3 protein-coding genes are annotated in these 13,428 nt (G+C 51.2%); 2 read left to right on the top strand and 1 reads right to left on the bottom strand.

Going from position 1 to position 13,428, the window contains the following annotated elements; genetic code table 11:
• Positions 1 to 131: 131 nt before the first annotated feature.
• A complete protein-coding gene (locus Q7T66_RS03560) occupies positions 132 to 1,811 on the bottom strand; it encodes a FecR domain-containing protein (RefSeq protein WP_304932320.1) in 1,680 nt (559 codons plus the stop codon).
• A 658-nt stretch (positions 1,812 to 2,469) separates the two neighbouring features.
• Between Q7T66_RS03560 and Q7T66_RS03555 the strand changes: the two genes are divergently transcribed.
• A complete protein-coding gene (locus Q7T66_RS03555) occupies positions 2,470 to 9,072 on the top strand; it encodes an SdrD B-like domain-containing protein (protein WP_304931922.1) in 6,603 nt (2,200 codons plus the stop codon).
• Positions 9,069 to 13,199, top strand: a complete 4,131-nt coding sequence (locus Q7T66_RS03550; RefSeq protein ID WP_304931921.1) for an OmpA family protein — start codon at positions 9,069 to 9,071, stop codon at positions 13,197 to 13,199. The genes Q7T66_RS03555 and Q7T66_RS03550 overlap by 4 nt, the downstream gene beginning before the upstream one ends.
• The last annotated feature ends 229 nt before the right edge of the window (positions 13,200 to 13,428 follow it).

Here is a 13,428-nt window from a genome sequence, read left to right as displayed (position 1 = left end):
GAGAGTAAATGTTGTGCGCGCTTGTCATTGATCGGCGAGAAGAATTGACTGATCCATCACGCAGCAGGTAACACTCGTACTAAGTAAGTGCACAGTTAGCAAGCAACGATGAATAGAGGTCATCGCGAGAATCAGAAGCCGGTGCCTACAGGCTTGTCCATCGATTGCCAGGTACCGCCGTATTCGGTTCTCCAGCGGTCGGGAATGACAAATTTCTGCGGCGGCGAAAATGTACCAATAAATCCATCCGCGTCAATGCTGCGTACGCGCGCGTAATAAGTGCCGGCTTGTGGCGCAGGGATGCTGGCTTCTGATTGCGTGGTTTCTATGTCGTTCAACAATTTGTCGAACGTGTTCGATTCAGAAATCTGGAACGTGAACCGTTGTCCCGGTGTGGCGCTCCATGTGAAATGCACATCTTCTTCACCGATCTTGGCCGCTGGTGCTGGTAACTCCGGCAAGAGCTCCAGCTTTTTCGCGTCGCCAAAAGGACCTTGCTTGTTTGCTGGACCGTTCTTGATGATGGTAGCGACGCGCCAGTAATACGAACCTACCTTGAGTGGCACAGTGGTTTGCGCTACATCTTGTTCTATCGTTTTATCGATCACGGTAGATGCGAATGTCTGGTCACTGGCAACTTGCAAACGGTAACCATAGGCGCCTGCAGTTTGTGACCATTGCATAGGCACTTGAACTTCTGCGCCTAGATGATTGCTCTGAAATTTTGCAGCGGGACTAAGCAAAAAAGGTGGGAAAGGGCGTACTTCTACGCGGAAGCGTAGCGTACCTGGCACGCCCTCCAGACCCGCTTGATCGATCGCGCTGTAATGAACGAAGTACTCACCATCTTCAAGATTTTCAAGCTTGGCGGTGGCTGTGCCATCCTTGTTTTTAACGAAGGCTTCAGCAATATTATTTGCACCGGCAGAGTCGGTTGAAATGACCGTGCTGAATGAGGTGGCGCTTGGATGACTCAATGCAAATTGAATCGGCAAACGATGTTGGGTCTGATATCCATCTGACATGGTTGGTACTGCCAGCAGAGCAACCGGCTTGCCGACACGGCCATTTTCAACAACGGTGCCATATCCATGCGTCACCAATTGACCTGTCTTTGTTGCTTTGGCCTGTACCCCCGAGTTGACGGCAACCTTGCCTTCTATGACTTCATTCAATACGCGTTGCTGATCGTAGTTGACGCGAAAGACCGTGCCGCGCACACCGGAAACGGCAAGCGGACTTTGAACTTCAAAGCGGCTGTCTGGCTGCACAAATGGTGTGACTTGTGATTTGACGCGGCCCTTTTGCAGAAAGAGTTCTGTGCGCGGGCTATTGATGATGTAAGTCGCCCGCAGCATTTTCAGACTGACGGTGCTGTTTGGGGGGAGCGTGAATTGCGTGCCGTCTTCCAGCGCGAGCGAGATAAAACCATCTGCCAGTGTCATCAAGGTATCGCCTTCTTTCAGCAACGTCCCTAACGCCGCTTCGATATTGCTTCCCTCGCTCGATTGAATAACAACTTTTCCGAAAAAGTTCTTGATCTTTGCAAACGCCGAGACCGGTGTTAACAGCCGACTTGGAATCAGGATTTTTTTACCAATAGGAATCGTACGATCGTTGCCGATGTGATTGGACTCACCAATCGCACGCCAGTGATTTACTTGACCGGTAAATTTTTGGGAAATGCTCGACAAGGTTTCATTCGCTGATACCGAGTAGATAAGGCCGTTGCGAGTGACTTCAACATTGCTTGGAATTGACTGCGGATTTTGGGCACATGCAAAAGAGCTGGCGAAAATTGACAGCAACATGCCGGGAATAATTTTTAACACTTGCCGCCTCGCGTGGGTACTTCGAAAGTTCTGAATATTTCTCTACCTGGGATATTGCTGGCGAGGAAATAGATGACTGCGAAAATTATAGGTAGTTCGAGGTTGATGTTGCGATAAAGAACGTTAACATTTGTAAATTAATAGCGAATCAGCGCTAATTCGCTAGCCAGTACAAGTTAGTCAATGAGTGAAATACAACAAACGAATTCATTTGATTTGATATGAGTTCGAATGACTGCGGCACTGGTTCACTTGCACTCAATCAACAAGCTGTTGTTTTTGTGACGAACAACATCGCATAGCGGTTTTTAAGTTCACTTTTTCAGCACGTAGGCCTTCTCGAGTTTATTTACAGTTGTTTGCATTTCATTTCATATTTTTCTCCGTCGAAAATTCTTATCTTTCTCCTATGAATTTGATTCGATTACGCATGCGAATCAATTCATGGCGTGTCTGCTTTTCAATTTGAAACGTTCACAAAGTGTTTGCAATTCGTTTTCAAATGTTAACCAAGTTATGAATGCGAATGCATTTCGGAATCCTTATATTCCGTCGAGCAATCTTTTGTCGAAGAACTTTTTACAAAGGAAATTGCAACAACTTTGTTTGTCCGACATTGAAAGTGAATAAAGCCGTGATGCCGTCCGCCCACTTGTTTGCCCGTTTTTCTCTTCGCTCATTTCTACGCTCGACAGCAGTCTCGGTATTTGCCGGCTTATTGCCGTTATCTGCTTTTGCCGCATTGAATGCCTCAGTAACGACAAACGACAGCTCAGCTTTTTATCCAGGGGAACAGAGAACGCTGATCGTAACGCTGACGAACAATTCAACAAATTCTTTAAACGGTGTTAATTTTTCGAACAGCCTCCCGGGTACTTTGCCTAACGGTTTGAAGATCGTGTCATCTTCCTTGTCGGCATCCTGCGGAGCGGCAACGCTGACGGCAATACCTGGTACTCAGCAATTGACGCTTGCGAACGGCGTTGTTCCTGCCAGAGTTGGTTCTACTGACGGAAGTTGCGTAGTGAGTGTAGTCGTAACGAGTGGAACATCGAACGGCGCCGGTACTAGCTATGATTACACTTTGGCGGACAAGGCAGTTGGCGGTCTGGAAAACGGTGTGCTTGTAGAAAATAGTGGCGCTGTTACTCAGACTTTTGGTGTCCGCGCGTTTCAGCAGCCGCAAATAAGTAAAGCTTTTGGGAGCGCAAGTTTAGTACTCGGTAGCACGTCGACAGTGCTGACAGTCACAGTTACCAATCCAAATCCTGTCGCGATTACCAATGTTGGATTTACGGATAATTTTCCTCAACTTGGCGGCGTAGGAATTCTTAAAGTTGCCAACCCCGCAAATGCTAATTCAACCTGCGGCGCGACTTTTAGTCCTGCTGTTGGTGCAACTAGCATTACTGCAACCGGGGGGACTTTGCCCGCATCTGGCAACTGTGTATTCACTGTCAATGTAGAGGCGAATCAAACAAATGGTGCATATACAACTGGCGACCAGACCAATCGTATTGATCGCACGTCCAATTTCACCAACGATCTGGGTATCAGTGCCAGCGCAGATGCAACTGCTTTAGTCCGTGTTAGTTCTCCTCTACGTGTGGGTAAAGCATTTAATGCATCTTCACTGTCGAGTGGTAACAATGGTAGTTTCACAATCACGCTTACCAACAGCGGCAATACGCCTCTTTCCATCGCAAACTTCAGCGATTCGCCTATCGATGGCATGGGAGGAGCTGACGGTACGAAAGGCTTACTAGTTACTGGCGCGAGTAATACCTGCGGCAGCGCGACGCTGGCTGCAACCAGTGTCGGTATTTCAATGACGGACGGTTTGATCCCGGCGAACGGCAGTTGCACGATCACTGTCAATTTTACTGGGCGGGTTCAAACGACCGGTGTCCCGGTTACCTATACCAACAGTCTTGCCGAAGGCGCTGTAAACGTAGGAAACCCTGCGATTCTAAGCCAATCGACCTCCGCGACTATTCTGGTCGCCGATGATTTACGCGTATTAAAAGAATCTACGCCGCTTGCTGTGGCACCAGGCAATCCGATTCAATACAGAATCACCGTTCAAAATTTTGGTGCAGGCGCTATCAACAATGTGCGTGTCACCGATACTTTTACCCAAGGCCAGACCTATCTTACTGGTGTAATTAACGGCATCGATTTCACACCATCGGTGACCGCAGCGTGCGGCAATGTCAATTCTGCGAGTCCGCTTGGAAGCGCATCGCCATTGTTTGTAATTGATACTGTGCCAGGAAGACCTGGTGTCAATACACCTGGTTTTTGTACCATCACGATGTGGGCGATGACGTCAGCATCCGGTAGTGCATCAACGCAAAACGTCATCAACCCGGGCGGCGTCTGTTATGACAATGGTGGAGCCACAATTTGTAATGGCGGTGCTTCAAATCCGACGACAGGTACCGGCAACGCGGCAGTTCTGACAGCAGTAAAGCGGTTTGCCGAGTCTGCGCCTGGCGTGAGTACTTTTGCGGAAGGCACTATCGTCCGCATGACGATTACCCTCAGCAACAAGTCAGCAAATCCGTTGACTGATGTCACGATTTCAGACACGTTGCAGCTTGCAAATTCCGGTGGCGGTCAACTGCGTATTGCTACGCCAGCAAATGCAGCAAGCACCTGCGGTACCCCAACAATTCTTGCGGCACCGAACGCTACATCAATCAGCATGAACGGTGCGACAGTGCCTGCTCGCGCAGATAACGGAACTGGTGCAGACGGTGTCTGCCTGCTTCAAGTGGATGTGATTGGCCCTGCTGGCGTTTATCCCAATACAGCAACGGTAGGGGGTAACGAAAGGATCGCTGGTTCTGTTACGCCGCGCACATTGCCGCCCTTGAATACCAATACTCCTACCTTGACCTATACGTCGGCATTAACCGCAGCCAAAAGTTTTAATCCTGCGAGCGTCTCTACTGGCGGTAAATCAACGGTAACCGTGCAACTGCTCAACTCAAGCGCATTGCCATTGACGAATGTGAGTGTTACGGATCCTCTACCAGCAGGCATGATTTTAGCAACGCCGCCAAATGCGTATACGACCTGTGCTGGTGCGCCCGTCATCAGCGGCGCTTCTGGTGCAGCTTCTATTGCATTGACGGGTGCGAGCATTCAAGGAGGCGGTAACTGCGCTTTGTTGTTTGATGTCATTGCTACAGGTGCGACGAACTGGGTCAATTCCATACCGCCTGGGAATGTATCTGCTGATGGTGGCGTGCGTAATGTCACTGCGGTGAATGCAACTCTGATCCGCAGTGCATCCACCAATCTCACGATTCTCAAATCTACCAACCCAGCAAGTCTGACTTTTCCGGGGCAAGTCAGCAAGCTGACGATTGATATCAACAACGGTACTCAAGCTGTCACCAATATGGGCGTGACGGATTACTTTACCGTTGACGGCACCTCTGGTACAGCTGAGAACGGTTGGGAAATTACGTCGAACCCGCAGGCAAGCACGACATGCCCTGGTGGCAATGTGATTGCGCTTCCCGGTTCTCGGTCGGTCAGCTTAAGCATAGCAACGCTGGCAGCAAGTACCAATTGCGAGATCACCGTCAATGTCACATCGACAGTCGCGGGTGGCGTTACCAATATCATTCCCGCTGGCGCATTGCATACCGATCAAGGTCTAACCAACGCCGCACCTGCATCGACCAGTCTGGCTGCGAGCAGCAATATTGGTATCGTTAAAAAGTTCACTCCGAATGTTGTGAAACCTGGTGAGCGTTCCCGTCTGAACGTCACTATTCATAATCCGACTTCACAACCTGCGACCAATGTCAGCTTCACTGACGTATTACCTGCGACGGTCACTGTACCGGCTAATCCAAATCCAACTTCCAGCTGTGGTGGAACAATCACACCGTCGGTAGTCGGCGGTAGCCACCAAATTGTGTTGACGGGTGGTGCATTGCCCGCCGCGGCAGCCGGCGTGCCGGCAAGTTGTGAAGTAGAAATTGATGTGTTGGTTGCGTCTGCAGGCGATTACGTAAATACAATTCCTGTCGGCGGTCTGAGCGCGACCATAGGTGGTGCTACCGTCAATAATCCTGCTCCTACTAGCGACACCTTGCGTGCGAAAGCACCATTGACTGTGCATAAGGCATTCAGTCTGCTTACGCTGGATACGCCAGCGCCGATCGCGCCCACTGCATTCACAACAGGTATCGACAACAAGGCTCCCGGTGCAGTTGCTGTGCTTACCCTACGGTTTGAAAACAACAACGTTACACCGCTAACGGGCTTGAATGTGACCGACGCTTTACCGTCGGGATTGGTAGTGGCACCTACGCCAGCGGCAAGTACGACTTGCGTAGGCGCCACTGTGATTGCCAATGCCTCGGCTACCAGCATTCGCGTTACCGGCGGCTCTATGACGCCGCCAAACAATGTGTGTGACGTGACGGTCAATGTCTTGAGCAATATCTCAGGGACATATACCAATACCATTGCAGCTGGTGCAGTGACGACCAACGAAGGTATTTCCAATGAGTTGCCGACTAGCGCGCGCCTGATTGTGTCGACTCCACCTGCGGTGAATAAACAGTTTTCGCCAGTAGTGATTCCACCTAATGGCACATCACGCTTGACGATATTCCTGACGAACGAAAACAGTTCGGCAATGAACCTGACAGCAAATCTGGATGACGTTTTGCCAGTTGCTCCAGGTCAGATCAGGGTCGCTGCGACCCCTGCAATAGCAACTACTTGTGGTGGCGGGATAGCTGCTGTTGTTGCAGCGCCTGGTGCGACAACTGTGCGTCTGAACAGCGGTGCCACGATCCCGGCACTGACAGGCTGTATGATTGAAGTCGATGTCACCGGCATTACCGCTGGCGCATACAACAACAATATTCCTGCTGGCGCCTTGCAAACCAATTTGGGTAATAACCCATTGCCGGCAAATGCACCTTTGTCTATCAGCACACGCGGCTATGTCAGCGGCAAAATATTCAAAGACAATAATCTCGTTCCAAACGGTTCGTTTGAAAGTGGCGTTGACACACCGATAGTCAACACACCGGTCGAGTTGCGCGGCGGAGCCAATTGCAGCGGCCCTTTGCTGGCAACAGCGACTACCGATGCAGTCGGTAATTATTTGTTCGCCGATCTGGCCGCAGGTAGTTATTCCGTTTGCCAGGCAGTACAACCTGTTGGAACCAGTAACGGCATCACGACTGCTGGTTCTATTCAATCAGTCAATGGCAGCACAGGAACGCCAGGCGTAGCAGCTAACCCAAGCGCGACTCGTAGTCAGATCACCAACATCCTGTTGAATGCAAATGGTAGCGGTGAAATTTCCGGCTCTATCAATAACAATTTTGCTGAAGTCGCTGCCTCGTCGATTTCTGGACAAGTCTTTAAGGACAATAACGCAACGCCTAATGGCACATTTGAAAGTGGTGTTGATACACCTCTGGCCGGCGTCACCATTCAATTGTTGAATGCGACAAATGTTGTAGTCGCAACGACGCAAACAGATGTCGATGGTAACTATCGTTTCGACAATCTATTGCCAGGTACATATTCGATACTTGAACCGACGCAGCCGGCCGGTACAGCAAACGGTATTACGACTGCGGGTGCGGTACCGGGTGGTACGCCTGGTGTGGCGACGACTCCAGCGGTAGCACCAAGCAAAATCAGTGGCATCGTATTGCCGCCTAATACTTCTTCAAGCGGTAACAATTTTGCTGAAGAACCGCGCGGTGGTGCGACTGGTGTGGTGTATGACGCGATTACACGTCAGCCTGTTAGTGGCGCGACATTGACGATCAGCGGCCCGGCTGGGTTTAATCCAGCTACGGATGTGGTCGGCGGTACTGCAAATTTCACTACCGGTCCGGATGGTCTGTATCAGTTCCCGCTGAATTCGTCCGCGCCAAGTGGGACTTATACGATTGCTGTTTCGACTTATCCAGCTGGATATTTGCCGTCGCCGTCGAACATGCTTCCGGTTTGCTCAAATGGTTTGCAAGTTTCACCAACGCCGAATCCGGCACTGGTACAAACAGGTGTCACCGCGCCAACAACAGCGGTGCCTCAGCAAAATCCTGCTGCATGTGCCACGACAAGTGGAGGCTTGTCGGCAAATCAAGGCAGCACACCTTATTACTTCAGCTTCAATTTCAGTAATACACCGGGACCAACCAGATCGGCAATTGTTGGTAACAACCACATTCCGCTTGATCCGATTCTTGGTGGCGCGATCTTGATGACGAAGAGCACGCCATTGGTCAATGTCGTGCGGAGTGACCTAGTGCCGTACACGATTACCGCGACCAATACCTTGAATGCTGTGTTGAGCAACATCAACGTGGTCGACACGATTCCAGCGGGCTTCCGCTATCGCACTGGTTCTGCAACATTGAACGGTGCGCAAGTTGAGCCACAGGTCACAGGCCGCAATTTGACATGGCCGAACCAGACCTTTAACGCAGGTGAGCGCAAAACATGGCGCATGTTGTTGGTCGTTGGTACCGGCGTATCGGAAGGTGAATACGTGAATCGCGTCTCTGCGATTAACAGCATTGGCAATTCGCAAGTGTCGAATACAGCTTCGGCAACCGTGCGCGTAGTGCCGGATCCGACCTTCGATTGCTCCGACATCATCGGCAAGGTATTCGATGACAAGAACGCCAACGGTTATCAGGATCAAGGCGAACCCGGCATTGCGAATGTACGTATCGCTACTGCGCGCGGTCTGCTGGTGACCAGCGATCAGGATGGTCGTTTCCACGTTGCGTGTGCAGCGATTCCCAATGCGGATCGCGGCTCCAACTTTGTCATGAAGCTGGACGAACGCACGCTGCCATCCGGTTATCGCGTCACTACTGAGAACCCGCGCGACGTTCGTGTGACGCGCGGCAAGATGGTCAAACTTAATTTCGGCGCGACTGTGCACCGCGTGATTCGCCTGGATCTTTCCGGCGCGGCATTCATCGGCGACAGTAAAGAACTGCAAGCGTCTTATCTTTCGGAGTTGGAAAAATTGCCTGAGCAGCTACAAGCGCGCCCATCGGTCTTGCGTATTGCATACCGGCGCGGTACAGAATCGGCCGACCTGGCCAAGCAGAGAATAGATGCGGTGAGTAAGCGAATGCAAAGCTTGTGGCACGCAAAACGACAGAAGGATACCGAGGAGAGCGAACCACTTGTTCCGCTGATGATTGAAACCGAGATGGAGGCTGCACAATGAATCTCCGTCCACACACCATCGCATTAGCGGTAAGCATGTTGTTCGCCGGCTCATCGGCATGGGCCGTGACAGAAGTCAGCGGCAAGCGTATAGACAACGGCCGCATTGATATATTTTCGGTGCCGGCACCGACAGAAGTACAACCGGCGATTGCCTATCCAATGCCGTCCGGCGTGACGCGTGAAGAAGCGACGGCTATGCGTGCCAGAGCTACGCAGACGCCGACTGCGGCATCAGATGTCAGCAAGTCTTTGCAAGAAGCGAAAGGGCTGAGCCTGTTCGTTTCCGGCAAGGCAGATTTAACGCCTGCCGCCAAAGCATCGATTGAAGCGCTTGCGAAAGAAATCATCGCAAAACAAGGTGCGATTTCCGGTATGCGGATTGCGGTTGTGGGCCATACCGACAACCAGCGTCTGTCACCAAACGCCAAACGACTGTTCAAGGACAATCAGGGTTTGTCGGAAGCGCGCGCTTTATCGGTTACCGCGTACTTGAAGCAACTGTTGAACAATCCGGCGATTACGTATTCGATAGAAGGTAATGGCGAAAGTCGTCCTATCGCATCGAACGCGACACCGGAAGGTATGTCGCGCAATCGTCGAGTTGAATTGCAAGTCTGGTTCAATCCTGTACCGGTAGTCGTTGCGCCTGCGCGTGCGGCTAAATGTGCCCCGCAATCCATCGGTCAATCGGATGTGCCATTCCGCATCACGATCGATGGCGAGCCTATCAATGCCTCCGTCAATCCGAACGAAGCCGACGCACAACGTTGTACCGACGTCGCGCTGGAGAAGGCGGACATTCAGGTGCGTTACGATAGCCTGGCAATTGCGCCTACGATGAATATCTGGGCGACCCCGAATGCTGCTGTCAAAGGTGAGACTGTCGAATTCCGCGCGTGGTCCAACTATATTCCGTGGATCAAAAAGGCGGAGTTGCGCTTGTTCCGCACAGGTCAAAAAACGCAGGAAACACCGGCTGAAATCTTGCCAGTATCTTGGACCGGCGTCACCAGCTGGACTGCGCCGGCAAAGACTGACGACGATCAAGTGTTCTATCTATTGCGTGTTTACGATGCAAAAGGGCGCTTCGATGAAACCAGTTTGAAGCCTTTGAATTTGCTTAATCGCGCCATGCCCGTCAATGCAGATCAAGACAAGCTTGAACGCGAACGCTTGACCGGCTATGGCGAAAACAGCCTTGCGCTGCGCAATATTCCTGTCACCGGCGGCACCGTTACAGTCAATGGCAGCAATCTCAAACCGGGACAAAGTATTCAAGCATTGGGTATGGAATTGCCGATTGATGCACAAGGTAAATTTGCGATGAAGCAGATCATGCCGGCCGGTCCACAGTTTGTCGAAGTGACGTTGACAGAAGAGGATGGACGCGCAACGACATTCCGCCGCAACTTGAATATCGCAGCGGATGACTGGTTCTATCTGGCTTTGGGCGACCTCACCGTCGGCAAGAATAATGTCTCGGGCCCGGCTCAATTGGTGACCGGCGATACCGATCACTACGACGATAAAGTATTTGTCGATGGTCGCGCCGCGTTCTACCTGAAGGGCAAGATCAAGGGCGAATATTTGCTGACTGCGGCTGCGGATACACGCGAGCAAGCAGTGGGCGATATGTTTAAAAACTTCTCTGCCAAAGATCCGAAATATCTATTGCGCAGCATCGATCCAAACCTGTATTACCCAGTCTACGGCGATGACAGCACCACGGTCGATGACGCCCCAACGCAAGGCAAGTTCTTCGTCAAATTGCAAAAAGGTGATTCGCATGTGATGTGGGGTAATTTCCAAACCACGTGGAGCGGCACCGAGCTGATGCAATATTCGCGTGGTTTGTACGGTGCGCAATTGCGCCATCGTTCTGAAGATGCAACCACCTATGGTGAAAAGCAAACGCAGATCGATGCCTTCGTTGCTGATCCAGGCACATTGGGTGCACGTGAAGAATTCCGTGGTACTGGCGGTTCACTGTATTACCTGCGTCACCTGGATATCACGCAAGGTTCAGAACGTGTCTGGATCGAGGTGCGTGACAAGAATTCGCAGATGGTGATCGAACGTCGTGAACTGGCTCCGGCACAGGATTACGAAATCAATTATCTGCAAGGCCGCATCTTGCTGCAGTCGCCATTATCGATGACAGGCGGCACCTCGAGTCTGATTTCAACATCGGCATTGAGCGGCAATCCGCTGTTCCTTGTGACGACGTATGAATATGCACCTGGTGTGATTGAAGTCAGCAATCTGTCGACGGGCCTGCGCGCCAGTCAATGGATTAACGACCATGTTCAACTTGGTATCAGCAGTTACCACCAAGGTGAAGATGGCGCGAGTCAGACCTTGAAAGGGTTCGACGGTACTTTGCGTTATAAACCGGGCACATGGGTCAAGTTTGAAGCGGCACGTTCGAACGGTACCGGCACGGATACGCAGACCTCGATTACCGGTGGCTTCGGTTTCAATTCCTTGAACAACGGCGGCATTCAAAGCGCTGGCGCACAACGGATAGAAGGTGCGGTCGATCTGTCTGAAGTTACCGACAGCATGAAGGGTCGCATCACTTCTTATGTGCAGAACAAGGATGCAGGTTATTCCGCACCAGGACAAATCGGCTTTAACGGCGAAGCGGTAAAACAGCAAGGTGTGGCCGCTGATGTTGAACTCAGAGAGGGCACACGTTTGTTGGTCAAAGCCGATCAGCGCGATGGCGATTATCAGGATGTCGATAACGTCGAAGTAGCGGTACGTCAGGCCATTACACCGGAATGGGAAGTTGCCGTCGGTGCACGTGCCGATGATCGCAGTAACGTCATTGCCAACAACAGTCCGTTGCTATCGCAAGTCGGTGCACGTACCGATGCGCAAGTACGTCTCGACTACAAACCGGAGCGCAAAGATGGCAAGCCGGGCGAGAAGGAAGACTGGGATGCGTACGGTTATGTACAAGGCACAGTGGAACGCGACGATACGCGCGATCCAAATAATCGCGTAGGTTTGGGCGGCACGATTCAATTGACCGAACGCGTCAAATTGATCGGTGAAGCGTCCGATGGCAATCAAGGCATAGGCGGCAAGATCGGTGCTGACTATCGTTTGTCGGATCGCAGCAATGCTTACTTGACCTATGCAATGGAAACCGAAAGCCCGAACGTCGCTTATCGCGGACGCCAAGGCACATTGGTATCTGGCGCCAGCACTCGCGTGTCGGATCAGTTGCGTATCTTTGGTGAAGGCCGCGCTGCAAATGGCGCTGGTCCGCAAAGTCTGACGCAGGCATTTGGTGCAGACTGGTCGCCGAACGATCGCTGGAATTTCGGCGGCAAGTTTGAATACGGTACGGTCTCCGATCCGTTTGCAGGTGATCTGGAACGTCGCGCAATCGGCGGTTCGGTCGGCTACAAAAAAAGTGGACTCAAGTACGGCGGCAACGTTGAGTATCGCAACGACGAAAGCAATATCTCGGGTAAAAATACAACCTGGCTGATGCGCAATACCTTGGGTTACCAAGTCGATGAATCATGGCGCATATTGAGCAAATTCAACCTGGCACGCAACAGCAATACGCAGGGCGCATTTGTTGATGGCGACTACACCGAGTTTGTATTGGGTAGCGCGTACCGTCCGGTCGACAATGATAGATGGAACACCTTGTTCAAGTACACCAAGCTGGATAATGTGCCGACCGCAGGGCAGGTAACGCCTTCCGGATTCAACGCTGATTACGCACAACGTAGCCAGGTGTTTTCGGTAGATACTATTTATGACGTCACACCATGGTTGTCAGTCGGCGGTAAATACGCATTCCGTATTGGTGAGTTGAAAATGCCGGTCGCAGGTGGTCAATGGTTCTCAAGTCGTGCAGATTTGATGATCTTGCGCGCCGATTTCCATCTGGTTAAAGAGTGGGATGCATTGGTTGAGTTGCGTAATCTGCGTGCGACTGAAGCGCAAGATGCCAAGGCCGGTGCACTGGTCGGTTTGTATCGTCACTTTGACAAAGGCATCAAGGCTGGTGTTGGTTACAACTTTACCGATTATTCGGATGACTTGACGGACTTGTCGTATCGCAGTCGTGGCTTCTTTATCAATGTGCTGGCAACGTATTGATGTGTTGATGGCCAATTTTTTATAAGACACGGCCCATTCAAAATGAAGTTACATAAAAACGGAGCGATTTAATCGCTCCGTTTTTTTGTGCACTAGAAATAAATTCCTTACGAGAAGCTTACACAAAAGCATTATGCAATTTGCGTGATTGCACGCGCTATCTTTCATCGTTATATTCTAGTGATGGAAAGTTTGGCGGAGCCGTCAATAGCCTGATGGTTCGTTTACT

The organism is Herminiimonas sp., from assembly GCF_030655415.1.
Note: the sequence above shows the minus strand (reverse complement) of the source record. Positions and strands in the feature narration are given on the sequence as shown.

Bases quoted from the DNA above. Each gene is read 5' to 3' on its own strand.
- Q7T66_RS03555 (WP_304931922.1), top strand. From the start codon at position 2,470: ATGCCGTCCGCCCACTTGTTTGCCCGTTTTTCTCTTCGCTCATTTCTA.
- Q7T66_RS03560 (WP_304932320.1), bottom strand. From the start codon at position 1,811: ATGTTGCTGTCAATTTTCGCCAGCTCTTTTGCATGTGCCCAAAATCCG.
- Q7T66_RS03550 (WP_304931921.1), top strand. From the start codon at position 9,069: ATGAATCTCCGTCCACACACCATCGCATTAGCGGTAAGCATGTTGTTC.